The 23,855-nt window shown below is 68.0% G+C and carries 21 protein-coding genes, 1 tRNA gene and 1 pseudogene; 7 read left to right on the top strand and 16 right to left on the bottom strand.

Annotated elements, in window-relative coordinates; all coding sequences use genetic code 11:
• Positions 1-107 precede the first annotated feature (107 nt).
• Positions 108-1,046 carry an AraC family transcriptional regulator gene (locus QTI45_RS24100; protein WP_286656100.1) on the top strand — a complete coding sequence of 313 codons (939 nt, stop codon included), beginning with the start codon at positions 108-110 and terminating at the stop codon, positions 1,044-1,046.
• 42 nt (positions 1,047-1,088) lie between these two features.
• Here the strand turns inward: QTI45_RS24100 and QTI45_RS24095 are convergent, their stop codons facing one another.
• The 9 genes and pseudogenes from QTI45_RS24095 to QTI45_RS24055 all read right to left on the bottom strand — a co-directional run bounded on the left by QTI45_RS24095 (position 1,089) and on the right by QTI45_RS24055 (position 13,235).
• A complete protein-coding gene (locus QTI45_RS24095) occupies positions 1,089-2,222 on the bottom strand; it encodes a hypothetical protein (RefSeq protein ID WP_286656099.1) in 1,134 nt (377 codons plus the stop codon).
• Between the two features lie 355 nt (positions 2,223-2,577).
• The gene (locus tag QTI45_RS24090; protein ID WP_286656098.1) at positions 2,578-6,318 is read right to left on the bottom strand and encodes an AsmA family protein; all 3,741 of its coding nucleotides are present in this window, start codon (positions 6,316-6,318) and stop codon (positions 2,578-2,580) included.
• Positions 6,319-6,417: 99 nt separating this feature from the next.
• Positions 6,418-7,740 carry a type II toxin-antitoxin system HipA family toxin gene (locus QTI45_RS24085; RefSeq protein ID WP_286656097.1) on the bottom strand — a complete coding sequence of 441 codons (1,323 nt, stop codon included), beginning with the start codon at positions 7,738-7,740 and terminating at the stop codon, positions 6,418-6,420.
• Positions 7,737-8,018: a helix-turn-helix domain-containing protein gene (locus tag QTI45_RS24080; RefSeq protein WP_286656096.1), complete on the bottom strand. Its 282-nt coding sequence runs from the start codon at positions 8,016-8,018 to the stop codon at positions 7,737-7,739. The genes QTI45_RS24085 and QTI45_RS24080 overlap by 4 nt, the downstream gene beginning before the upstream one ends.
• 133 nt (positions 8,019-8,151) lie before the next feature.
• Positions 8,152-9,390: a dienelactone hydrolase family protein gene (locus QTI45_RS24075; protein ID WP_286656095.1), complete on the bottom strand. Its 1,239-nt coding sequence runs from the start codon at positions 9,388-9,390 to the stop codon at positions 8,152-8,154.
• Between the two features lie 46 nt (positions 9,391-9,436).
• Positions 9,437-9,961 (bottom strand): flavin reductase family protein, encoded by a 525-nt coding sequence (locus QTI45_RS24070; protein WP_286370181.1) that lies wholly within the window; start codon positions 9,959-9,961, stop codon positions 9,437-9,439.
• Positions 9,935-11,170, bottom strand: a pseudogene (locus tag QTI45_RS35370) (styrene monooxygenase/indole monooxygenase family protein); the annotation flags it as partial. The gene QTI45_RS24070 and the pseudogene QTI45_RS35370, both read right to left, overlap by 27 nt.
• 14 nt (positions 11,171-11,184) lie before the next feature.
• Positions 11,185-12,423 carry a styrene monooxygenase/indole monooxygenase family protein gene (locus QTI45_RS24060; RefSeq protein ID WP_286656094.1) on the bottom strand — a complete coding sequence of 413 codons (1,239 nt, stop codon included), beginning with the start codon at positions 12,421-12,423 and terminating at the stop codon, positions 11,185-11,187.
• A 20-nt stretch (positions 12,424-12,443) separates the two neighbouring features.
• Complete coding sequence (locus tag QTI45_RS24055; RefSeq protein WP_286656093.1) at positions 12,444-13,235, bottom strand: SDR family oxidoreductase; 792 nt, start codon at positions 13,233-13,235, stop codon at positions 12,444-12,446.
• Positions 13,236-13,413: 178 nt separating this feature from the next.
• Between QTI45_RS24055 and QTI45_RS24050 the strand changes: the two genes are divergently transcribed.
• Together QTI45_RS24050 and QTI45_RS24045 are read left to right on the top strand one after the other, a co-directional pair.
• Positions 13,414-14,466: an AraC family transcriptional regulator gene (locus QTI45_RS24050; RefSeq protein WP_286656092.1), complete on the top strand. Its 1,053-nt coding sequence runs from the start codon at positions 13,414-13,416 to the stop codon at positions 14,464-14,466.
• Between the two features lie 220 nt (positions 14,467-14,686).
• The gene (locus tag QTI45_RS24045) at positions 14,687-15,076 is read left to right on the top strand and encodes a hypothetical protein (protein ID WP_286656091.1); all 390 of its coding nucleotides are present in this window, start codon (positions 14,687-14,689) and stop codon (positions 15,074-15,076) included.
• Between the two features lie 56 nt (positions 15,077-15,132).
• Here the strand turns inward: QTI45_RS24045 and QTI45_RS24040 are convergent.
• The 7 genes from QTI45_RS24040 to QTI45_RS24010 all read right to left on the bottom strand — a co-directional run bounded on the left by QTI45_RS24040 (position 15,133) and on the right by QTI45_RS24010 (position 20,550).
• Positions 15,133-15,220 (bottom strand) — tRNA-Ser (locus QTI45_RS24040).
• Between the two features lie 39 nt (positions 15,221-15,259).
• Positions 15,260-15,976: a TetR/AcrR family transcriptional regulator gene (locus QTI45_RS24035; protein WP_286656090.1), complete on the bottom strand. Its 717-nt coding sequence runs from the start codon at positions 15,974-15,976 to the stop codon at positions 15,260-15,262.
• A gap of 14 nt (positions 15,977-15,990) precedes the next feature.
• A complete protein-coding gene (gene hemW, locus QTI45_RS24030) occupies positions 15,991-17,250 on the bottom strand; it encodes a radical SAM family heme chaperone HemW (RefSeq protein WP_286656158.1) in 1,260 nt (419 codons plus the stop codon).
• A gap of 5 nt (positions 17,251-17,255) precedes the next feature.
• The gene (gene rdgB, locus QTI45_RS24025; protein ID WP_286369916.1) at positions 17,256-17,861 is read right to left on the bottom strand and encodes an RdgB/HAM1 family non-canonical purine NTP pyrophosphatase; all 606 of its coding nucleotides are present in this window, start codon (positions 17,859-17,861) and stop codon (positions 17,256-17,258) included.
• A 20-nt stretch (positions 17,862-17,881) separates the two neighbouring features.
• On the bottom strand, positions 17,882-18,610 hold the full coding sequence (gene rph / locus QTI45_RS24020) for a ribonuclease PH (RefSeq protein WP_286369917.1): 729 nt from the start codon (positions 18,608-18,610) through the stop codon (positions 17,882-17,884).
• 30 nt (positions 18,611-18,640) lie between these two features.
• Positions 18,641-19,546: a PP2C family protein-serine/threonine phosphatase gene (locus tag QTI45_RS24015; RefSeq protein WP_286369918.1), complete on the bottom strand. Its 906-nt coding sequence runs from the start codon at positions 19,544-19,546 to the stop codon at positions 18,641-18,643.
• Complete coding sequence (locus tag QTI45_RS24010; protein ID WP_286369919.1) at positions 19,543-20,550, bottom strand: serine/threonine protein kinase; 1,008 nt, start codon at positions 20,548-20,550, stop codon at positions 19,543-19,545. Before QTI45_RS24010 ends, QTI45_RS24015 begins: the two co-directional genes overlap by 4 nt.
• A 90-nt stretch (positions 20,551-20,640) precedes the next feature.
• On the opposite strand from QTI45_RS24010, the gene QTI45_RS24005 reads away from it, so the two are divergent.
• The 4 genes from QTI45_RS24005 to QTI45_RS23990 all read left to right on the top strand — a co-directional run bounded on the left by QTI45_RS24005 (position 20,641) and on the right by QTI45_RS23990 (position 23,855).
• Positions 20,641-21,558, top strand: a complete 918-nt coding sequence (locus QTI45_RS24005; protein ID WP_286369920.1) for a YicC/YloC family endoribonuclease — start codon at positions 20,641-20,643, stop codon at positions 21,556-21,558.
• Between the two features lie 44 nt (positions 21,559-21,602).
• On the top strand, positions 21,603-22,484 hold the full coding sequence (locus tag QTI45_RS24000) for an RNA polymerase sigma-70 factor (protein ID WP_286656089.1): 882 nt from the start codon (positions 21,603-21,605) through the stop codon (positions 22,482-22,484).
• 127 nt (positions 22,485-22,611) lie between these two features.
• Positions 22,612-23,091 carry a carboxymuconolactone decarboxylase family protein gene (locus tag QTI45_RS23995; protein WP_286656088.1) on the top strand — a complete coding sequence of 160 codons (480 nt, stop codon included), beginning with the start codon at positions 22,612-22,614 and terminating at the stop codon, positions 23,089-23,091.
• Positions 23,092-23,096: 5 nt separating this feature from the next.
• The gene (locus tag QTI45_RS23990; RefSeq protein WP_286656087.1) at positions 23,097-23,855 is read left to right on the top strand and encodes an SDR family oxidoreductase; all 759 of its coding nucleotides are present in this window, start codon (positions 23,097-23,099) and stop codon (positions 23,853-23,855) included.

The following is a 23,855-nucleotide window of genomic DNA, read 5'->3' as shown; positions in this document are numbered from 1 at the left end:
CGAAGCCTCTCACCCGCGTCGCGGACCAAGCTGCACGAAATCCCCCCTAGTGTGTGCCACGCGTCGCGACTGCGACCGGGGCCAGGAACCAGAGGGGATTTGCGCAAATGACCGAGGATCTCTTCTCGCTGATCGTCGACCCGCTTCGCCTGGAGGGCGTATTCGTCAGCGCATGGCGAGCCGCGGGCGAGTGGTGCTTCGAAGGGCCGCACGAGTCTTGTGCGGTCTTCCACTATGTCGAAGAGGGAACGATGGCGATCGACATCGGACACCCGAACGCCATTCCCTTGAACCAGGGCGATCTGGCCATCTTCCCGCATGGCGGTGCTCATCGGATCGGCAGCTCCACACCGGCAGTTTCCGTCCCGCTCGAACAGATTCTTCCGAGTCGGAGCAAAGGAAGATTCGTCAGGGTGGAGATCCCAGGGGCGGATGGATCTGCGTTGTTCCTGTGTGCCGGCCTGCATTGTGGCGGTCGTTCCTCGAGCCCTCTGTACAAGCTGCTGCCGGAAATCATCGTCATCCGGAAGCACCAGATAGAGGGTGAGCCGCTGCTTCAAAGCACGATCCAAGGACTGCTGCGCGAAGTGGCGCGCTTCCAGGAAGGAAGCAGCTTCGCCCTCCTGCGCGGGCTGGAGTTGGTCTACGTGCTCGGCCTTCGGGTCGCGCTCGATGTCGATTCGCCGACGACGTCCGTGGGCCGGGCCCTGCGAGACCCTCGCATCGCGAATGCACTGCTGTACATGCACACGGAATACAAGGAGCGCTCGACGGTCGCGGGCATCGCATCTTCCGCCGGCATGTCGAGGTCGGCCTTCAGCCTTGCGTTCCGTGAGGCGACCGGATGTGCCCCGGCGCGGTATCTCTCCAAGGTGAGGGTGTCGAACGCGCAAGCACTCATGAGAACAACGCGGCTCAGCAGGGAGGAGATCGCGCATCGGGTCGGATATGAAAGCACGGTGGGGTTGTACCTCGCCCTTCGGTCGACCCGAGCGACGCACGGCCTTCACCTGGACGATCCCTATGAAGTTCAAGACACCGGTTAATTGAGCATTTCGGGGGTGGTCTCTAGGCTTGGCTCCAGTTTCTCACTGGAGTTCATCGTGACGCAAATCCTCGATTTCAATCCAAGCTCCTTCTACGAGACAGCCGCGATCCAAGCATCTCACCTCGTCCGAACCGTCGCGCAGGTTCAGCACCGACGCCGACTGGAAGGTCCTGCTGTCCGCCGCGCCGAAGACGAAGCCGATATCACGATCTTCCCTGTAGCCGCTGTCCCAGGTCGTCAGCCCCTTGAGCGACGCCCCCGGCGTGGGATAGATGACGCCGCCATCGTCCGAGCCCAGGTTGTTGATGTAGGTCACCACGGCGGTGACGGGTGCCGCGCTCGCATTGTGGAACACGTCGGTGACGCGACCCCATGGCTGGTCGGGCTGGGCGAAGAAGCTGCGTTGCACCTCGAGCCCCCTCAGCGTGCGAACGCCCGAGCGCACGTTCTGTGACGCCTTCGCATCGCTCATGAGCCAGCCCGAGGCCTGGGCCTCGAAGTCACCGTTGACGACGAATTCCCTGCTGGTCGAATCCTTGACCGACACGTTGTCGATGGCCGAGCCGGTCTTGCCGGTCCGCTGCTCGAACGACAACACCACGACCTGCCCGGCGTAGGCCGTGAGCGAGGCCGACGCCCATGTCCCGGTGGAGCCGGTCAGGTCGGTCCTGTAGAGCATGGCCAGCAACCCGCCCGAGCTATCGCGCAGCACCACCTGGATGAATTGGGAGGGATCGGCGAAATCGCGGAGATCGAGCTGGCCCAGGGAACCGGTCCAGGACAACGAGATTCCTCCAGTCGCGGCGCGAAGGTCGAGCACTTGCTGCAAGCGCACATCGACGCCCGCATGCAGGAAGGCGTAGCGCCCCGTTGCATTGCTGCTTGTCGCGAAGGCAGCATCCGCCGAAAAGGAAACCGCCAGCAGTTGATCTGCCGTGCCCAAGGTCGGGCCCAGCGCCGTGAGCTCGCTGTAGATCTGGTCGCTCGGAAACTGTGCAGACGCGCCGCCTACCGCCACCTGCAACTCCAGTGCGCCGTCGAGCTGGTCGTCGCCGCCGTCCCCGATCGAGAAGTCCGGGTCAAGATCCCAGACGTTGGCCTGGGCCGGCGCCACGCCGCGGCCATTGGCGACAGCGAGAGTCTGCTGAAAAATGGTACCGGCAGGCAGTGCCACCGGCGTTGCCAGTTCAGGGCCGCTCGAAGGTGGCGGTGCCGCAGGGGGTGGCGGGGCCGCGGGCGCTGGTGGGGCCTCGGGGGCTGGCGGAGCCACAGTGGCTGGCGGGGCGGCCGGCGCGGCCGCGGGGGACGGCGCGATGGGGGCAAAGGCAGCTCCGCTGCTCCCGCCACCGCCGCATCCGGCCAGCACGGCCGTACCCACCACCGTGAAAGAAAACTTTCTGCGATCCATCATTCTGTCGTTACGCGATCCGCGCCCTTGCTGCACCGAAATGGCGGACGAGCATAGCGGTGGCGTAACAAATTGACACTCACCGAAAACCGTGAGTGAGGTCGGCGCGCTCTCGCGCTCCCTACCTTGCGGCGGATCGTGCGGGCAGCAGTGAAGGCAAGCTGACCGATGGCACCGACCGCATCAGCACGTCGAGCGGATCGTTCGACAACTGGGCGCCCTCGGCGATGCGGGTGCAGGGGTTGGCGGTCGACTGGAGCTTGCGCCACAGGTCGCCCGCCAGCAGCGACATCCCCCCGGTGGCCCAGGCCGCGGTCCCTACGAGCAGCGCGCCGCTGGGGTCCAGCTCGACGGTCGGGTTGCTGATCGTCCCGGTGATTTTCGCGACGCCGCTGGTCAGGCCCATCAAGCTGAGCTGGAAGAGCTCGCGTCGCACCGCCCGGTACCCGAACAGGATCTCGCCCGTTCGCAGGTTCACCGCGCCACTGCCCAGGATGTCCAGGTGCTTCAGGCGCAGCGCGACGCCGTCGCTCGAGGTGGCCACGCCGTCGGCGATGGCAAAGCGCGCGGCCGCACATACGAGTTCGTTGTGCTGCGTCGCCCTGCGGCCGGGCAACAGCGCCAGGAGCAGGTTGCCGGCGACCCGCTCGAAGCCATAGCTCGATTCCATGGGCAATGTCCCCGCGCCCGCGGTCAGCAGGAACTCGCCGCGCCCCGCGGTGAGCATGTTGCGCACCGTGGTGCCGGCACCGGCGAGCTGCGTGTTGATCGACAGCAGCGGTGGCGTGCCGGCCCCGCTCGGCGACTCCACCCGTGACGTGTACAAGGCCTCGGGATTGACGTTCTTGAGCGACAGGCGCAACGCCGCAGCCGGCACTTGCTGGCGCAGATCGAGCCGCAGTTCACCGTGCATCTCGCCTTCGGCCGCGGTGGTCGTCACCTGGACCAGTCCGTTCGTAAGCTTGCCATCGACTTGCAGGCTGGCCAGGTCGTATCGATGCAAGAGGAGGCGCTCGGCGCGCAGCTGCAGTTGCGCGTCGCGCGACAGCAGGAACGGCAAGCGGATGGGCCGGTCCAGCACCGGCGTCTGGTTGGGCGTGGGCTCTGCCCACTGCGTGGTATCGATCAGCCTGGACCTGAGATCCGCCGACAGGTTCGGCCGGTCGCGCCAACGGATTCGCAGCCGCCCCGCCGCATCCGACTTGCCGGCCTGCGCGCTGAGATCGTCGACGGCCAGCTCCCCGTCTCCCAGCGTGACCCGACCCGAGGCGCTGACCGGGAGCGCAGGCAGGCCCGAAGCGCCGAAGCTGGTCGCGGTCTGCGCCAGGTTGTCGATCTCGATCCGGGCGGCGAGCTGCGTGCCCGTGGGCGCCGCCAGGTTGCCCACCTTGCCATCCAGGGTGGCACGCGCGCCGGGCAGTGTCGCCTGCAAGGCCAGCGGCACGTCACGCAGGCCGACCAGCCGTTGCAGTGGCCCGCTGGTCGCGAGCACGTCGAGTGTGTTGCCGTCCAGGGCGGTGCGCAGGGTCGCTTCGATCTTCGGCCACGCGGTCTCGGGGCGCAGCAGTTCCGCCAGCGGCCCGGCGACCATCTTCAGATCCATCGGCGCGCCGAGCGCCTGGCCCACCGCGCTCGCGCGCACCGGGCCGCCGGGCTCGACCTCGATGCTGGCCTGCTGCACCTGGACCGGCGAGCGGTCGCGCCCCACCGCCAGCGAGAAGGGAGCGGTGCGCGCGGAGAGCTTCGCCTGCCTCATGAGTTCGCGCACGCTCGTGCCTTGCGAGCCGAACACGACTTGCAGTCCCTGGATCGCGCCGCGCACCGTGTCGGGCCGATTCGGCGCGCGCAGCAGCGCTGCCAGGTCGATGCGGTCGGCCTTCGCGTTGGCATCGACTCGCCATACCCGCCCACTCGCATCGACCGTGACCTGGCCCTGCACCGGCGCGTTGGCGACCGTGACGGATGTCAGGTCGATGGCGAGCTTGCCGCTGCGCAGTTGCGCGAGCGCAGCCAGCTTGGCGATCGGCACCGGTGCGCCTGCAATGCGGGCCACCTCGACATCCAGCCTGGCATCGAAGGCACGCAGCGGCGCCAGCGGCAGGGCTTCGTCGAGTGCATTGCGCTGCCCTGGTCTGGCGACGCTGCCGCCGAGCCTGGCGAAGTCGAGCACCGCAATGCTCGCCTTGCCATCGATCTGCGGCCGCTCATCGCGCCAGCGAAGCGTGCCCTCTCCGGTGACGTCCGTGCCGGACAGCGTGGCGGCAAGCCCTTGCAGATGAAGCACTTCGTCGCGCCAGCGCAGCCGGCCGCTCAGGTTCCTGGCCGGGACCGGCAGGCCGGTGATGCCTGCAATCCGCAGAGAGAGATCCGCTTCGACCTGACGATGCCACGCCGGCGCACCTGCAGCGGCGGCTTCTCGCGGTCGGGACTCGCGGGCGCTCGATTCGAGCGCCTTGAGATCGGGCTGGTTCAAGTCCAGCTGGCCGAGGTTCAGTGCCCCGCTGAGCAGCGCGCGCGGCGCGGCCGCGTAGGCGAGATCTCCCGACACCGCCGTGCCGAGCACCCGGCCACGGATGTTCTTGGCCGCATAGCCTTCCCTGGAATGCGTCACGCGTGCCGCAAGGTCCACCGGCAAGGGGTGGCTGGTCTGCAGGCCCGCCAGCAGCCGCATCGGCGCCAGCGCGTCGCCGCGGGCGGTCAGCGCCAAGTCGAAATCCGAGGCTTCGGCTGCGGGCGTGATGCTTCCATCGGCGCTCAGCGTGAAGCCCTCAAGTTCGGCGCGCAGCGTGAGAGGCGCGCTGCCATCGGTCTTTTGCAGTTCGGGCCATGGCGCGCTGCTGGCTTCGAGCGAGAACGCGGCTTCACCGAGCTTGCCCGCCAGTGTCAGCCGCGTGTCCTCGCTCGCGCCGAACACGGCTTTGCCCGACCCGATCTCCAGGCGCGACGGCTGCATCGGCAGGCCATCGAGCGACAGGCCCAGGTCTTCGACCTGCAGGCTGCCTCGTGCGTAGCGGGCGTGCGCCGACAGGCGATAGGGGCCCCATGCCGGCAACGTCCGACCCAGGACGCCGGACCACGCGGCCAGCTGCTCGCCCGTGGCTTCGATGCCGAGTTCAACGCCCTCGAGCGACGCGATCGATGCCAGTCGAACGTCCAGCGCGAGCGACGCGCCCTTCGGTCGCAGGCCGATGGACAGGCGCCAGGGTGCGCCGTCGATTGCGGCCTGCAGCGAGGCGTCGGCCTCCACCGTGAGCTGCATCGGCGTTTGCCGATAGTCGGCAAGCGCTTGGACCCGGAACGGCGCGGCGTCGCTGATCGTGGCCTCGGCGGAATCGAGATGGACTTGCTCGCCCGCGCCGCTGCCCGGCCGCCAGCCGATGCGGACGTCGGACAGCGACACGGTGCCGAAGTCGGGCAACACCGCGCGCCGGCTGCCCTGGCGGGGCGTGCCGAACGGCCAATTGCCCTCGCCCTCCGCGTTGCGCTCGAGCAGCAGGTCGACGCCGTCCAGGCGCATGGCGCGCATTTCGACCCGGCCGTTCCACAGGGCGACGAGATCGACGCGCGCCTCGCCGCTCGCGGCAGTCACGAAGTCCGGTCGCGAGGCCCAGGCAGGGTTGGCGATGCGCAGGTCGCGCACGGACAAGGTCGGCCGCAGGGCGACGTTGAACGACACGCTGCCTATCGACACCTGCCGATCGAAAACGGATGAAAGCTCCCGCTCCAGGGCCCGCTGGTAGACCCCGGCATCGAGTGTCTTCAGGAAGACCACCAGCCCCAGGGCCGCGACAAGCAGCAGCCCGAGCGCCCACAGCAGCAACTTGGTGCTGCGTCGACGCCATGGCGACGCCGGCGTGGTCATGGTGGGGCTGTGGGCGGCGGGCAAGCGGGTCGCGGCTTGGATGAAGTGCCGCCATCGTAGCGAAGGGCGCGCGGATATCGCGTCGCGACCCGTCCGTCGTCAGCGCCTTCCCAGCAAGGGCGACCTGCCGATCTTCTCCCGCGATGTCGGCACCGCCGGCCGCACATCCGTCCAACCCGCCTGCTCGATGGCAGCGTCGAGCGACGGCAGGCTCCAGCTCTTTTGCAGCCGCAGGCTGTTCATCCCGGCATTCCACGCCTGCAGCATCCGCGCGCCGGTCTCGCGAAACCCGGGGTAGCGGCCGGCCGCTTCGACCACCTGCGGCGTCACCTGGACGATCGCCTCGCAGATGCGCTCCACGCGCTCCCGGGTCTGCGCGGGCATCACGCCGCAGCGCGTCTGCAGAAAGCGCTCCAACGCCTTTCCCGGCATCCAGCTGCTGCGCCCATCGACGGGCATGCCGGGCGGGTTCTTCGCATAGTCTTCGTAGACCGAGATGGTCAGCATGTCGTAGACGGGGGCCAGGGCGATGTGCTCGCGCGAGCTGTAGAGCAGCGCGATGTTCTTGGTGTGGCAGTCGGCGTTGCGCAGCGCGTAGGTCAGCAGCAGCAGGTCGGCCAGCTGCGACAGCGCCGCGTTCTGCTGCGCGGCAACCGGCACCACGTCCTTGATGCGGCCGACCACGCGCTCCCAGGTCGACTGGTATTTTTCTTCGGGCCGCAGCGACAGCAGGCTGCAGATGTCTTCCATGCCCTTGCGCGTGACGCCGTCGTCCTCGACGTCGAAGCGATGCACCACCAGGGCCTGGCCGTCATCGGAGACCTCGGTCTTCGCGGTGGGTATGCCGGCCTGGCGCGACACCTCCATGCAGAGGTGCTCGTTGAGCGCGACGCCGGGGAGCCGCGAGGTCGTGCCCTTGACGATGTGCCGGTCGGTCGCCAGCGTTGCCTTGCCGCGTTCCGCGAGGGTGTTGGGCGAGAGGAACTTGGGGACGACGCCAGACACGCCCGACACGGCGTAGCGGCGGACCAGGTCGACGAAAGCCGCCTCGGAGTTGTCGCCCCGCAGGATGCCCGCCAGCTCGAAGGGCACGGGCGGCTGCGTCGGGTCTGCGCCGGGCATCGCGACCTTGACACGCCCGATGGCGTTGCGCCCCACCACCGACAGCAGGTTGAGCGGCGATGCACCGACCTGCGGCCCCAGCTGCTCCTGAAGGATCGACAGCAGGAAACCTTCCGGCAGGTTCATGCGGAAGACGGGGTGCAGGTCGGGGTAGGCGTAGGACTCGGTGCGCACGGGCATCAGCAGCGAGACGAACTGCTCGGGCTCGACGTCCGGGTGATAGGCCATCACGTGGCGGAAGCCATCAGCGGACTCCAGGGTCGCGACCGGCTTGTCGTGGACGAAGACGTGCAGCTTCATCGGTGCGCGTCGATGTCGCCGGCGAACTCGCGCTGCCGCTCGGCCAGCGCGTCGTCGAGCGTGAAGCTGCGATTCACCGGCACGTAGCTCATTTCGTGGCCCAGAACCTCCAACAGGCGCAGCAGCTTGCGCGAGCCGAACTCGGCAACGCCGCCCGTCTCGAAGCGCGCGAGCGTGGACTGGCCCATGCCGCAGGCGGCAGCCAGTTCCTTCTGGGTCAGGCCGCGCTCCTTGCGCAAGCGCGCGAGCGCCCGGCCAAGGTCAGGCAAGCTGTTCATATGCTTTATTTGCTATAAAATTGCCCACTTCTTTGGGCGACTCGCTACGCTGATATCAGGGTGAATCAACGATGTTGCGAGCTGATCTTATGGCAAATACGGCATAATCTCAAATAATCAAGGCGGGTGGCGTTCAGGAACCCATCAAGGTATTCGACGGCAACGTCTCGTCGAGCAGCTTCCGCGCTGTCTCCACCCCCGCCACCGGCAAGCCCGCCGCACCCAGCAACCCCACCTGCACCAGCACGCTCGCCTGGTCCCAGTAGATGTGCTCGTGATAGAGCTTGTCGCCGCGGAACTTGACCACCGCCAGCAGCGGGATCTCGACCCGCCGGCCCGTCGGCGCCACGCCCGGCAGCATCCACGGGATCTCGGTCGTGTGCGTGAAGCTGAACAGCATCTCGTCGACCACCTGCGACGCGCCCACGGTACGCGAGATCGGCACCAGCGAGGTATCGGGCGGGTTGCTGTTGACGAAGTGATTCGTGTAGAAATGGTGCAGCGCCTTATAGCCCACGCCGCCGGTCATGGTCGGGATGTGGTTGACGTAGGGCTCGGCCACCATGGTGCTCATCGTGTCGTCGACATTGCGGGTCGCGAACTCGTACTCGCAGTGCTTGTCCCACAGCGCCGCCAGGTCGTAGCGCGGGCCGATGGCGCTCTTCAGCGCCGCGATGCTGCGTTCGTGCGCCATCAGCGCCGAGGCCCGGTGGTAGTGCTCGCCGCCCACCCGCGCAAACGCATGGTCGACCCCGGGGTACACATGCACCTCGACGTTCGGCCGGCCGCGCAGCGCACCCACGATGCGCTCGCGGGCCTCGGGCGGGCAGAAGCCGTCGAGCTCGGCCACGTGCAGGGCGAGCCGGCAGCGGATGCGGTCGGCCTCGTCGAGCGCCGCGTCGATGCCCACGCCGTAGTAGCCCACCGCCACGTCCGCATCGGTGCGGCAGGCCGCCAGGTAGGCCAGCTTGCCGCCCAGGCAGAAGCCGAGCACGCCGACCTTTGCGCCCTGCACTTCGGGCCGCCCGCGCAGCGCGGTGATCGCGGCCTGCATGTCTTCCATGCCGCGGGCCTCGTCGAAGCCCTTGTAGAGGGCAAAGGCACGCTGCCAGTCGTCCGGCGAATAGCCGAGCTCGACATCGGGCTGCTGGCGCCAGAACAAGTCGGGCACCAGCACCACATAGCCTTCTTCGGCGTAGTAGTCGGCCACCTCGCGCATCGTCTGGTTCACGCCGAAGATCTCCTGCGCCAGCACCAGGCCGGGTCCGCTGCCCGAACTCGGCACGGCCAGGTAGCCGTTGAAGCTTCCGCTGCCGTCGCTGGCCTGGATGCGGATGTGGCGCGGGGAGTGGGTGGCTGCTGTGTCCTGCATGTGATGTGCTCCGTTCAAGGGTGGGGTGGGTGTGCGGGCCGCGCGCTCATTGCACGCATTCCGGATGTCGTGTCGTCACCTGGTAGTAGCCCGAGTGAAAGACCAGCGGCTCGCCGTCGAAGCGGTCGTAGCGCTCGACCTCGCCGATGAAGATGAGGTGGTCGCCGCCGTCATATTGCCTCACGTTGCGGCAGATGAAGCGGGCGATGACGCCATTCAGCAGCGGCACGCCGGCCGTGCCGTCGCAGCAGTCGACGCCGCCGAACTTGTCCGGCTGGGGCGTCGAGAACTGGCGCGACAGGTGATGCTGGTGCGCCGCCAGCACGTTGATCGCGAAATGACTGGCGCCGGTGAAGTCGGCCACGCTCGGCGCCTGCCGCGCCAGGCTCCAGAGCACCAGCGGCGGGTCGAGCGAGACCGACGAGAACGAGTTGGCGGTCATGCCGACGCGGCGGCCGTCGATGCCGCGGGTCGTGATGACGGTCACGCCGGTGGTGAACTGGCCGAGCGCCTTGCGGAAGTCGCGCCGGTCGAAACGGTCGGCCGCCGCCTCGCGCGCCCTCGCCTCCAGGAAGCGGTCGGCCTCGACGGCATCGAACCACCAGGGCGCGAAGACGCGCGGGTCGTCGAAACCGTTCACGAGGGTGCTCGCGACAGCGGGCATGTGGGTGGCGCTCTGCAGCAGCTTCTGCACATGCGGCTTCGGCGGCGCGAGCAGGCTGTTGGTCCAGTCGGTGGCCCAGCGGGCATAGCCTTCCCAGTAGCGGTCGAAGGTCTGCTGCATCCACGCGGCGTCGAAGGCCGCATCGCCGTGTTCGAGGATCCGCTTCAGGTAGATGTCGGCGGCCTTGGCCGCGTTGTTGGAGCCCTGGCCGGTGATCGGGTCGTTGAGCACCACCGCGTCGGCCAGGCCCAGCACCTTGCGCCCCGACGGCAGCGTCGCCACGGGCTTGCGCACCGTCGGTGCGAAGCGGCCCACGAGGATGCCGTTGTCGTCCGTCAACGTGATGTCGCCGCAGCGCTCGGCTTCCCAGGGCAGGAAGGTGTCGAGGATCCACTTGCTGCGCGCCAGGTGCTCCTGCGGGGTCTTCACGTCGGCCCAGCAATCCATCGGGCCGCCGGGCACGCCTTCGAACACCATGATCTCGCACGGCCCCGTGGTGGTCAACGCCGGGAAGACGAAGTACTCGCCCACGCCGGGGATCAGGTTGAAGCACACCCGCGAATACGGCTGGGCGGGCTTCATGCCCTTCACGTAGGTGTGCGCCAGTGCGCGCTGCGGCTGGTCGAAGGGCGAGCGCTCGGCGTCGCGCTCGAACAGTTGCGAGATCTCGCCCTTGCCGCTCGCGACGACCACGAGCTCGTGCGTGGCGGCGCAGGCTTCGAGCTCGGCCAGCCCCACGTCCTGCAACAGCAGCCGGCCGCCGCGCTGCTCGAACTCGGCCATCCAGGCGGGGATCTTGAGCCGCTGGTCGACCGACTGCGCAGGGCCGTCGAGCCGCGCGCTCCATTCGATGGCCTTGCTGCCCTCGGGGCTGCGCACCACCATGCCGATGCCCTCCACGATGGGGCATTCATCGGCCCACCCGTCGAGCGCCAGTTCGCGCTCGGTCTGCAGCGCGGTCTCGAACATGCACTGGCTCGACATCACCGGGCCATCGAAGATCTCCTGCCCCGTGCGGTTCGAGTAGACCGTCACCTCGTGCCCCGCGCGCTGCAGGCCGAGCGCGAGCTGCATGCCGGACTGTCCGGCGCCGACGATGGCCACGCGTCGCTTCATGCCCGGGCTCCGGCTCAAGCGACGGCGGCGCAGGTTGCGATGTAGCGCTCCGCCTCGGCCGGGTCCGCGAACCACGGGAAGAAGGTGCGCGGGTCGTCGAAGCCGTTGACGAAGGCGCTGGCCAGCGGCGGTATCGCACCGGCGCTGCCGAGCAGGTTGAGCACGTGGGGCGGCGGCGGTGCGAGCAGCATGTTGGTCCACTGCGAGACCCACTGTGCGTAGCCGAACCAGTAGCGGTCGAAGGTCTGCTGCATCCACGCCGCATCGGCCGCGCCCTCGCCGCGCGCGAGGATGCTCTTGAGGTAGGTGTCGGCGCACTTGGCCGCGTTGTTGGAGCCCTGGCCCGTGATCGGGTCGTTGAGCACCACCACGTCGGCCAGGCCCAGCACCTTGCGGCCCGATGGCAAGGTCGCCACCGGCTTGCGCACGGTCGGCGCGAAGCGGCCGGCGAGGATGCCGTTGTCGTCGGTCAGCTCGATGTCGCGGCAGCGCTCGGCCTCCCAGGGCGTGAAGGTGTCGAGGATCCACTTGCTGCGCGCCAAGTGCTCCTGCGGCGTCTTCACGTCGGCCCAGCAATCCATCGGGCCGCCCGGCACGCCTTCGAACACCATGATCTCGCAGGGGCCCGTGGTGGTCAGCGCCGGGAACACGAAGTACTCGCCCACGCCGGGGATCAGGTTGAAGCACACGGCCGAGAAGGGCTGGCGCGGCTTCATGCCCTTCACGTAGGTCAGCGCCAGTGCGCGCTGCGGCTTGTCGTAGGTGGACTTGTGGGCGTCGCGCTCGAAGAGCTTCGAGATCTCGCCCTTGCCGCTGGCGACCAGCGTGAGGTCGTGGCTGCGGGTGCAGGCTTCCAGGTCGTCGATGCCGGCGTCCTTCAGGATGAGTTCGCCGCCCTTCTTCTGGAACTCGCTCATCCAGGCCGGGATCTTGACGCGCTGGTCGACCGACTGCGCGCTCGCGTTCAGCCGCGCGGCCCAGTCGATGGCCTTGGCGCCCTTCTGCTCGGGATGGGGCACCGCGAGGCTGATGCCGTCGACCGTGGGGCAATCGCTCGCCCAGTGGTCCAGGCCCAGGTCGCGCTCGATCTGCAGCGAGGCGCCGAACATGCACTGGCTCGACATGACCTTGCCATGCTGGATGTCCTCACCTGTCCGGTTGCTGTACATCGTGACCTCGTAGCCTGCAGCGAGCAGGCCCAGTCCCAGTTGCAGGCCCGACTGGCCTGCGCCGACGATGGCGATTCGTTTCATTGCGTGTCTCCTTGATCGGGTCAATCCATCAGCTTGGGAATGGCGGGCACGGCCTGCTCGGGGCCCATGGCGGAGTAGCCGCCGTCCACCGCGTAGTCGGAGCCGGTCACGAAGCTGGCGTGGTCCGAGCACAGGAACAGCACCACCTGCGCGACTTCGTTCGGGTCGCCGACGCGCCCGAGCAGATGGAAGGGCGCGGCCACGCGATCGGTCTTGGCGCGGTCGCCGCCGCTGAGCTTGTCCATCACGGCCGACCAGGTCCAGCCCGGCGACACGCTGTTGACGCGGATGCGGTCAGGCGCCAGGTCCATCGCCATGTTGCGGGTGAGCTGCGCCATCGCCGCCTTGCTCACCGGGTAGAGCCAGCGCCCGGTCTGCGCCACGCGCGACGAGATGCTGGTGAAATTGACCACCGCCCCGCCGCCCGCCGCGACCATGTGCGGATGCACCGCCTGCAGCATCGCGACCGCGCTCGCCACGTTGACGTTGAACGAGGTCAGCCAGTCGGCGCGCGGCGACTTGAAGCCGTCGTCCACATAGGAACAGGCCAGGTTGACCAGGAAGTGCACGCCGCCGTGCCGTGCCGCCGCCTCCGCCACGCAGGCCTGCACCTGGGCGTCGTCGGTGATGTCGGTGCGCACGAAGCGTGCGCCGGCGCCGAGCGAATCGGCCAGCGGCTGGCCGTTGTCGGCATCGATGTCGGCGATGACGACCTTGACGCCGGCCGCGTGCAGTGCACGCACCACGCCGGCGCCTATCAGTGTGGAGCCACCGGTGACGATGGCGCTCTTGCCCGCGAGTCCCTTGAACATGACGCTTGCTCTCCTGGGTTGATCGGCAGGCCGGGATGGCCTGTGGAGCGAACGTTATTTGCAGGGAGGCCGGTGGCGAGTCCCGCAAACGCAGGCGCTGTCCGTGGCGCGCAGCTTTCATCCAAGGGGTGGTCCGAATTGTGGGCGGGGACGGTTTTTGCTACGGTGCCCTGGCCCCATGGAAACCGCCACCCCTTCACGGCTGCCGCTGCAGCGCTACCGACTCTTCGAGAGCCACGACATGGACGAGGCGCGCGAGAGCGTGGCCCGCGTGTTCTGCCCGCACAAGCTGGTCATGCTGCGGCCGCGCACCGAACTCGACGCCTGCCATCACAGTGCGCGGCTGCATCGGGACGTGAGCCTCAATTACGTGCAGTACGGGCCGGGGGTGCAGATCGACCCGGGCTACCTGCAGGATTTCTTCCTGCTGCAGATTCCGTTGCGCGGCGGGGCCGAGATCCGCTGCGGCGCGCAGCAGGTGGACGCGACCCCCAGCCTGGCGTCGCTGCCTTCGCCGACCGAGCCGCTGTCGATGCGCTGGTCGGACGACAGCCCGCACCTGATCGTGCGGCTGGCCCGGTCCGCCCTGCTCTCGCGGCTCGAATCCTTGCTGCAGGCGCCGGTGAAGCAGCAGCTGGTGTTCGACCTGGGCGTGCCGCTGGACAACCCCGCGCTGGCGCCGCTGGTGCACTTCATCGACTACCTGCGGCTCACGCTCGATGCGGGCAACGCGCTGCAGTCGGGCGGGCGCCTGGGCGAGCATGCCGAGGAATACCTGATGTCGAGCCTGCTGATGTCGGCGGGCCACAACCATTCGCGCGCGCTGGCCGGCGAGGCGCAGCGCAGCCTGCTGCCGCGCGTGGTGCGCAAGGCGCAGGAATACATGGCGGCGCATGCGGAGCAGCCGCTGTCGCTGGCGGACATCTGCCGCGAAGTCGGCTGCAGCGCGCGGGCCTTGCAAGTGGCCTTCCGGCAGCATGCGGGGCAGGGGCCGATGGAGTTCCTGCGCGAACTCAGGCTCGACCGGGTGCGGGCGGAACTGCAGGCAGCGGCTGGCGCCTCCGATGGCGGTGTGCGCGAGGTTGCGCAGAAGTACGGGTTTCTGCACCTGGGGCACTTTGCGGCGCAGTACCGGGCGCGGTTTGGGGAGAGGCCGTCGGAGACGCGCTCCACAGTGGGCATGGGTGCGTCCCGGCCTGGTTCAGGCGGCGGGCCAAGGCGGCAGCTGTAGTCAGCGCTGTCCCAGCAGGGTCCGGCGGAGAGTGTGACCACCAGTCAGATGCCAGCAGAAAGCCTCACACGGACTCATCGGCGGTCGCGCCGGCAACGTACACGACGAGGAACTCGGGGACCTTGGGCTACAGCTCTTCAAATGCCGCGTCGCTTGGCGTGACTGGACGGTGTCAACTCGACAGTGTAGGGTTCATCCTATCGAAATCGAGGAGCCCGTCGTGCCAACCACTCAGCAAGTGAGCATCACTCCGCCGAACGACGTGGCGGACGTTGCGAGGGGCAAGATGCAACGCTTTCTTTGTTCAATCTTCGGCATGATTGCCATCTGGACACTGGCCGCCTGCCAGCATCCGACGCCAGGTCCGTCGATCGGTGTCGGCAATCCCTATCCAGTCAGCAGCTACGTTTGCGATGGGACGCGCCTGGCTGTGCGCTTGATGGGAGACAGCGCCTCGGTCTCCGTTGACGGAGCGGCCGCCATCGATCTTCCTGCGATCGGAAAGTCGGGGACCACGTTCTCCAACGGACGCCAAACGATGCTCATCGAGCAGGGTCGCACGTCGTGGGCCGTGGGGCGCGCCACGCCGGTTGCGTGCACTGGCGGCTAGCGGCGGATGGGGCGAAATATCGAACTGCCCGAGCGTCGATGAGAGACATCGATCGCTGGCGGAGAGTGTGAGATTCGAACTCACGGACGGTTGCCCGTCGGCAGTTTTCAAGACTGCTGGTTTAAACCACTCACCCAACTCTCCTGGACTGCCTTCGTCGCGCGGGAAGGCAGGGTCGGGATTTTAGTCTGAGCCCTGGGGCACTTTCGCGGCAGCAGCCGAGTCCGGCGCCCAGCCCCGCAGCACCAGGTCCACGATGCCTTCGGCCCACACGCGCCGCTCCTCCGGGCCCGCCAGGGGCTTCGAGATGAAGAAGCGCACCCCGCCGAAGGCCAGGATCGACAGCTGCACCGCCGACAGTTCGGGCTGCGGCACGTGCAGCTTGCCGGCGCGGTGCGCCTCGGCCAGGTAGTCGACCACGGGCGCCAGCACGTAGCTGTTCTCGGCATAGAGCGACTTGGCCAGCTCCGGAAAGCGCACCGCCTCGGCGATCACCAGGCGCATGAGGGCCAGGGTCTTGGGCTCGGTGCCGCTCAGGTACATGCGCTCGACCAGTTCGATCAGGGTCTGGCGCTCGTCGCTGCCGCGGTGCACCAGCGTGTTCTGCATGGTCTCGCGGGCGTTGCTGACGGCCCGGTGCGCCACCTCGCGGAACAGCGCCTCCTTGTTGTCGAACTGGCGGTAGATGGTGATCTTGGCCACGCCGGCCTCGCGGGCGATGGCCTCGATGCTGGTGGCCGAGTAGCCCTTGTCCAGGAAGGACTCCAGGGCCGCTGCAAGAAAGGATTCGCGCAGCGCAGCCGCCTGCTCGGGGCTGGGCCGGCCGCGGGCCCGGCGCTTGATGGCTGCGGCGGCGCTCGATTCCAGCGCTTCGGTGTCGATGTCGTTGTTCTGTTCCATAGCTTTGTCCCCTTTCAGTCCGGCAGGAAGATGGACTGCAGGTCGCTCAAAAAGTCGAATCCACGCGTCGTCGGCCAGACGCGTGCGAGGTCTCTTTGTATCAAACCCTTGCGCTCCGCCTCTTCAAGACCGCGCTGGATGGAAGTAATGGCCAGCCCGGTGCGTTCACCGAACTCCGCCAGCGTAAACCCATCCTTCAGCCGCAGGGCATTGAGCATGTATTCGAAGGGCAAGGCCCCGATGCCGACCTCGTCGCTCTGGGCGACTGCATGGCCGGCGATCGCGTTGTCCATGTACAGGCGCGGCTCCCGGTACCGCACCTGGCGCACCACCCGGTGCGCGAATGTCAGTTTGCTGTGGGCACCGGCGCCGATCCCGAGGTAATCGCCGAACTGCCAATAGTTCAGATTGTGAGCACAGGCATGGCCCGCGCGCGCGTAGGCCGATATCTCGTATCGACGGAGTCCGCTGGCGGCCGTTCGCTCGGTGATGCGGTCGAGCATGTCGTAAGCCAGGTCGTCCTCGGGGATCACGGGCGGGAACTTGGCGAAGTAGGTGTTCGGCTCGATGGTCAGGTGATACACCGACAGGTGCGGCGGCTGCAGCGCCAGCGCCTGGTCGAGGTCGGCATCGAGGCCCTCCAGCGTCTGGCCCGGCAGCGCATACATCAGGTCGAGGTTGAAGGTATCGAAGGCCGCCGCGGCCTCTTCCACCGCGGCGATGGCTTGGGCGCGGTCGTGCACGCGGCCGAGCGCCTTCAGATGCTCGTCGTCGAAGCTCTGCACCCCCACCGACAGCCGCGTGACGCCGGCCGCCCGAAAGGCGCGGAAGCGGTCGCGCTCGAAGGTGCCGGGGTTGGCCTCCAGGCTGATCTCGCAATCTGGCGCCAGCTTGAGGCGGGCGCGCAGGTCGCCGATCAGGCGGTCGATGGCGGCCGGCGAGAACAGGCTCGGCGTTCCGCCGCCGATGAAGATGGTGTGCACCGTGCGGCCCCACACCAGCGGCAGCGCGGCGTCGAGGTCGGCCACCAGGGCGTCGATGTAGCGTTGCTCGGGCAGGGCCTCATCGGCAGCGTTGCCGCCTTTTGCACGCCATTCGTGCGAATTGAAGTCGCAATACGGGCACTTGCGCAGGCACCACGGCAGATGCACGTAGAGCGACAGCGGCGGCAGTGCCGCCAGCTGCAGCGGGCCGGGGCGCATCAGGTGCAGCACGTCGTTGGCGCCGGCCGCGCCCTCGGCCGCCTCTTCGGCGCCGGTGGCGATCGGGATCATCACGCTCACGACAAGGGCCAGCGGTCGCGCATCAGGGACAGCATCGCGCGGGCGGCCTGGCCGCGATGGCTGTTGGCGTTCTTGACGTCGGTCGGCAGCTGGGCAAAGGTCTTGCCGAACTGCGGCAGGAACATCACGGGGTCGAAGCCGAAGCCGTTGTCGCCGATGGGCGCGCGCGTGATCTCCCCCGGCGCGCGGCCGACCGCGATCAGCGGCTCGGGGTCGTCGGCGCTGCGCAGCGCCACCAGGGTGCTGACCAGCGCGGCGCGGCGGTTGTGCACGCCGTCCATCTGCTCGAGCAGCGCGCGCACGTTGTTGGCGTCGCCCTTCTCGTAGCCGAACTGGGTGGCGTAGTAGGCGGTGTCGACGCCCGGCAGGCCGCCGAAGGCCTCGACGCAGAGGCCCGCATCGTCGGCGATGGCCGGCAGGCCGGTGGCGGCCGCCGCGTGGCGGGCCTTGGCGAGCGCGTTCTCGACGAAGGTGCGGAAGGGCTCGTCGGCCTCGCCGACGCCGAGCTCGGACTGCCGCACCAGCTCGACGCCGAGCGGCGCGAAGAGCGCCTGCAGTTCGGCCAGCTTGCCGGCGTTGTTGGATGCGAGAACCAGTTTCATCGCCAGGGGGCGCGGCTGGCTCAAGCGGCCAGGGCCTGCGTCTGCAGCGCGGTCAGTTCGACGATGCCCTTCTCGGCCAGGGCCAGCAGCTGGTTCATCTCGTCGCGCGAGAAGGCTGCGCCTTCGGCCGTGCCCTGCACTTCGACGAAGTGGCCGGCGCCGGTCATGACGACGTTCATGTCGGTGTCGCAGGCCGAGTCCTCGGTGTATTCGAGGTCGAGCAGCGGCGTGCCCTGCACGATGCCGACCGAGATGGCCGCCACGTGGCCGAGGATCGGCGTCGCCTGGATCTTGCCGGCCGCCAGCAGCTTGTTGACCGCGTCCTGCGCCGCCACGAAGGCGCCGGTGATGGCCGCGGTGCGGGTGCCGCCGTCGGCCTGCAGCACGTCGCAGTCGAGGTGGATGGTGCGTTCGCCGAGCGCCGCCAGGTTGAACACGGCGCGCATCGAGCGGCCGATGAGGCGCTGGATCTCCTGCGTGCGGCCGCTCTGCTTGCCGCGGGCGGCTTCGCGGTCGCTGCGGGTGTGGGTGGCCCGGGGCAGCATGCCGTATTCGGCCGTGACCCAGCCCTCGCCGCTGCCGCGCTTGTGCGGCGGCACCTTCTCTTCGACCGAGGCGGTGCACAGCACGCGGGTCTGGCCGAACTCGATCAGCACCGAGCCCTCGGCGTGGATGGTGTAGCCGCGGGTGATGCGCACGGGGCGCAGCTGGTCGGCCGCACGGCCGCCGCTTCGAACGAAAACTGTCATGGTGAACGGAAAGGGAAAGATTGAAACGGTTCAGCCCTTGCGGGCTGCGGAGCGCTTGATCGCCTCGTTGATCTCGGCGATCGAGCGCTCGATGGCGTCGTCGTCGAGGTCGTCGAGCTCGCTGTCGGACGGCATGCCGGCCTGGATGGTGGAGGCGAACACGCCGTCGCTGATGCTGTCGGTGGAGACGCCGCGCTTTTCGCCCGGCGCGTCGGGGGTCTCCCATTCGAGGGCGATGAGCGTGACGTTGTCGCTGTGGCTGCCGCCGTTGCGCAGCGCCATCTCGGCCAGGTCGGGCGCCGAGTCGGACACCGGCTTGCCGGACGACAGGATGTGCACGATGACGCCGTCGTCGAGCACGCCCCAGACGCCGTCGGAGCACAGCATGATGCGGTCGCCGCGCTGCAGCTGCAGCGGCGCCGAGACGTCGAACAGCGGCGTGGTCGGCGAGCCCAGGCAGGTCAGCAGCAGGTTGCGGTTGACCGGCTCGGGGCCGGCATTGGCGCGCGGGCGCTCGGCATGCGAATGGTCGCGGGTGCGGGTCAGCAGCTCGCCGTCGCGGATCACGTACAGGCGCGAATCGCCGCAGTGGATCCAGGTGGCGGTGTTGCCCTGGATGACCGCCGCCACCACCGTGGTGCGGGGCGTGTCGAGCATGCCCTTGTTGCCGGCGTAACGCATGATCTGCTGGTGCGCGGCCATCACCGCCGAGGTCAGGAAGGCCTTGACGTCCTTGACGATCGGCCGGGCCTCGTGCTGGTAGAGCGCGGCGATGGATTGCAGCGCCAGCTGGGCCGCGACCTCGCCTTCGGGGTGCCCGCCCATGCCGTCGGCCAGCACGAAGAGGCCGGACTCCCGCGTGTAGCAGTAGCCCATGCGGTCTTCGTTCTTGAGGCGGCCACCTTTGCGGCTGACCTGGAATACCGAGAATTTCATGCGGGGCGTGTGGTGGGCGCTGCTGCTTTGGGCAGGCCCTTCTTTTCGAATGAACGCATGTTGTCGATGGAAAGTCTTACTTTCTCGCCGACAGTGAGCTTGGTGTAACGACGCTCGCCTTCGCGGCTGAGCTCTTTCTGCAGGGCGAACACCGACTGCGGGCGCGACAGCGGATCGAGCGACATGCACCACTCGACCACCTCGATCAGGTTGTCGGAGTAGATGCCGCGCAGCCGCGACAGCGACAGGCCCAGGCGGTCTTTCTCGATGCGCTGGGGCGCGTCGTTGGGCGGGTAGCCCTGCATGCAGGCGTAGATGCAGGCGCCGATGGCATAGATGTCGGTCCAGGGGCCCATCGACGAATCGCGCCGGTACATCTCGGGGGCCGCGAAGCCGGGGGTGTACATCGGGCGGATGAAGTTGCCCTCCTTGGACAGCACTTCGCGGGCGGCACCGAAGTCGATCATCACGGCGCGGTCGTCGTCGGTGACGAAGATGTTGGCGGGCTTGATGTCCAGGTGCAGCATCTTGTGCTGGTGGACGATGCGCAGGCCGCGCAGGATTTCGTCGAAGAGCGACCGGATGGTCGACTCCCTGAATACTTTCTGCTTCTTGAGGTCGCGGGCCGTGACGATGAAATCCTGCAGGGTGGCACCCTCCAGGTAGTTCATGACCATGTAGACGGTCTCGTTCTCGCGGAAGAAGTTGAGCACGCTGACCACCGAGGCGTGCGAGATCTGGGCCAGCGAGCGGCCTTCCTCGAAGAAGCTCTTGAGGCCGAGCCGGTAGAGCGAGAGCTTCTCGGGCGGCACCTGGGGATTGAGCTCGCCGGTGCCGCGGGTGGCCAGCGACGAGGGCAGGTATTCCTTGATGGCGACCTGCTGGCCGCTGTTGTCGACAGCCAGGTAGACGACGCCGAAGCCGCCGGCGGAAAGCCGTCGCACGACGCGGTAGCCCCCGATCATCGTGTCGGGAAGCAGGGGCGAAGGTTTGACCTTTGACATAATCCGGGAGTTTCGCCCGAAGGCGATGGTGCGGCAAGCGAACGCGGTGCCGGGCCTCGGTGAAACGCAAACAAACCACAGCGAGGCGCGATGCCAGTTTACAGCATGACCGGCTATGCCAGCGGCCAGAACGGCCCCACAGGCAGCCACTCCGACGCCGAAGCCAGGCCCCAGCCCGCGGGCCGCCTCGGGGTCGAGATCCGCTCGGTCAACAGCCGATTCCTCGACCTCACCTTCAAGCTGCCCGAAGAACTGCGCCAGCACGAGCCGGCGCTGCGCGAGCTGCTCACCGGGCAGTTGAAACGCGGCAAGGTCGAGCTGCGGGTGGCGATCGAGAACACCGCCACCGCCGGCGTCGCCGACCCGTCGCCCAAGCTCCTGCAGCGGCTCAACGGGGTGCAGGACACCATCAAGTCCTGGCTGCCGAGTGCCCGCGACCTCAGCGTGGCCGACGTGTTGCGGCTGGCGGCCGGCGATTCGGCGCCCCGGGGCGACTGGGGCCCGGACCTGACCGAGCTGACCGAAAAGACCGTGAAAGCCCTGATGGCGGCCCGCGAGCGCGAAGGCGCGCGACTGGCGAAGATGCTGCTGGACCACCTGGGCCAGCTGCGCAAGCTGGCGGCGCAGGCCCTGCCGCTGGTGCCCAAGCTGGTCGAGCAGCAGCGCACCCGGTTCCTGGAGCGCTGGCAGGAGGCCATGGGCCTGGGCGGCGGCGCCACGGCGCCCGAGGCGGCCCAGGACCGGGCGCTGTCGGAAGCGACCGCTTTCGCGATTCGCATCGATGTCGCCGAAGAGCTGACCCGGCTCGACTCGCACCTGGACGAGATCGAGCGGCTGGTGAAGAAGGGCGGCGAGATCGGCAAGCGTCTCGATTTCCTAATCCAGGAGCTTCACCGAGAGGCGAACACGCTGGGCTCCAAGTCGGCCACGCTCGAGATGACCCGGATCGGGGTCGACATGAAGGTGCTGGTGGAGCAGATGCGCGAACAGGTGCAGAACATCGAGTGAGGGCGGGCGTCACAAACGCCCGGCGTCCAACGTCTGAGGTGCACATGACCGACCCCACCACCACCTTCAACCGCCTCCGCCCCCGCCTGCAGGGCATCGCCTACCGCATGCTCGGCTCCGTGGCCGAGGCCGAGGACGTGGTGCAGGACGCCTGGCTGCGCTGGCACGAAGCGGCCCAGGAGACCATCGACAACGCCGAGGCCTGGCTGGTGACCATCACCACGCGGATCGCGATCGACCGGCTGCGTGCCGCCAAGGTGCAGCGCGAGCACTACGTCGGCTACTGGCTGCCCGAGCCGGTGCTGACCGATGGGCCTTCGACGCCCGAGCAGACCAAGGAGCTGTCGGACGACGTCTCGGTCGCCTTCCTGTTCATGCTCGAACGGCTGGCGCCCGAGGCGCGCGCCGCCTTCCTGCTGCGCGAGGTGTTCGATGCCGACTACGACGAAGTGGCCAAGGCCATCGGCAAGAGCGAGGCCGCCTGCCGCCAGATCGTGCACCGCGCCAAGACGCAGCTGCGCGAGGAGCGGCCGCGCTTCACGGTCTCGCGCGACGCCCACCACCAGCTGATGCGCGGCTTCGCCGAGGCGCTGTCGCGCGGCGACTTCGCGGCCATGAACGGCATGCTGGCCGAGAACGCCGAGCTGATCGGCGACGGCGGCGGCATCGTGCCGAGCTTCGGCAAGCCGCTGCTGGGCGGCCAGCGCATCGCGCAGCTCTTCTATGCCACCCACCTGCGCTTCGGCAGCGGCGTGCGGGTGGAGCTCGCGATGATCAACGGCGAGTGGGCGCTGCTGCGCTTCATCGACGGGGTGCTCGAATCCGCAGGCTCCTACGAGACCGATGGCGAGCGCATCACGCGCATCCACGTGCAGCGCAACCCCGAGAAGCTGGCGCGGCTGGCGGCGGCTTTTCAGGGCCATTGAGGCAGGGTCTGTCACAAACCGGAGAGCCGGCGCGTCTTGTGGGTATGGATGCAAAGAATCACCCGTCCATGCAGCGAGATTTCGCAAACGGTTCCTCAGCCGATCTGGGGCTCTCTAGGAAGTGACCATGACCCAACGCATCAACGCCATGCAGCAATCGCCCGCGCTGTACAAGAAGTTCGTCGAATTCAGCATGCTGCAGAAGGACTGCGCCATCGAGCAGACGATCCAGGACCTGGTGCACATCCGCGCCTCCCAGATCAACGGCTGCGGCTTCTGCCTCGACATGCACGTGAAGGAAGCCAAGCTGCACGGCGAGCGCGAACTGCGCCTCCATCACCTGCCGATCTGGCGCGAATCGTCGCTGTTCAGCCCGCGCGAGCGCGCCGCGCTGGCCTGGACCGAGGTCCTGACCCGCCTGCCCGAGCACGGCGTGCCCGACGAGATCTATGACCGCGTGCGCACCCAGCTGTCGGAGAAGGAACTGTCGGACCTGAGCTTCGTCGTGATGACGATCAACGCCTGGAACCGCCTCAGCGTCGGCTTCAGGAATGTGCCCGGCTCGGCCGACAAGGCCTACGGCCTCGACAAGGCGGGACTGGAGTGAACACCATGAAGATCGTCGTCATCGGTGGCTCCGGCCTGATCGGAAGCAAGCTCGTCGCCAATCTTCGCCAGCGCGGCCATGAAGTGCTCGCGGCCTCGCCGGCCTCGGGTGTCAACACAATCACGGGCGAAGGCCTGGCCGAAGCGCTCGCCGGCGCGCAGGTGGTGGTCGACGTCGCGAACTCGCCTTCGTTCGAAGACAAGGCGGTGCTGGAATTCTTCCAGACCGCAGGCCGCAACCTGCTGGCCGCGGAGGCCGCGGCGGGCGTGAAGCACCATGTCGCGCTGTCGGTGGTGGGCACCGATCGGCTGGCAGAAAGCGGCTACTTCCGCGGCAAGATCGCGCAGGAGAAGCTGATCCGCGAGGGCTCGATCCCCTACACGATCGTCCACTCGACGCAGTTCTTCGAATTCCTCGGCGGCATCGCGCAGTCGGGCGCCGACGGCCAGACCGTGAAGCTGTCGCCGGCCTTCGTGCAGCCGATCGCCTCCGACGACGTGGCGGCGGCAATGGCCGAGTACACGCTGGGCGCACCGCTCAACGGCGTGGTCGAGATCGCCGGGCCGGAGCGCGTGCGGATGCCCGAACTGCTGCAGCGCTACCTGGCCGCGACCAAAGACCCGCGCCAGGTCGTGGCCGATCCGCAGGCGCGCTACTTCGGCGCCCGGCTCGAAGACGACACGCTGGTGCCGAGCGGCAAGAACCCGTGGCTGGGATCGATCGGCTTCGAAGCCTGGTTCGCCAAGTCCGCCGCTTCGAAGTAG

This window comes from Variovorax saccharolyticus (assembly GCF_030316765.1).
Lineage (GTDB): Bacteria > Pseudomonadota > Gammaproteobacteria > Burkholderiales > Burkholderiaceae_C > Variovorax > Variovorax saccharolyticus.
The sequence above is the reverse complement of the archived record's forward strand: the minus strand, read 5'-3'. Positions and strand labels throughout refer to the sequence as shown.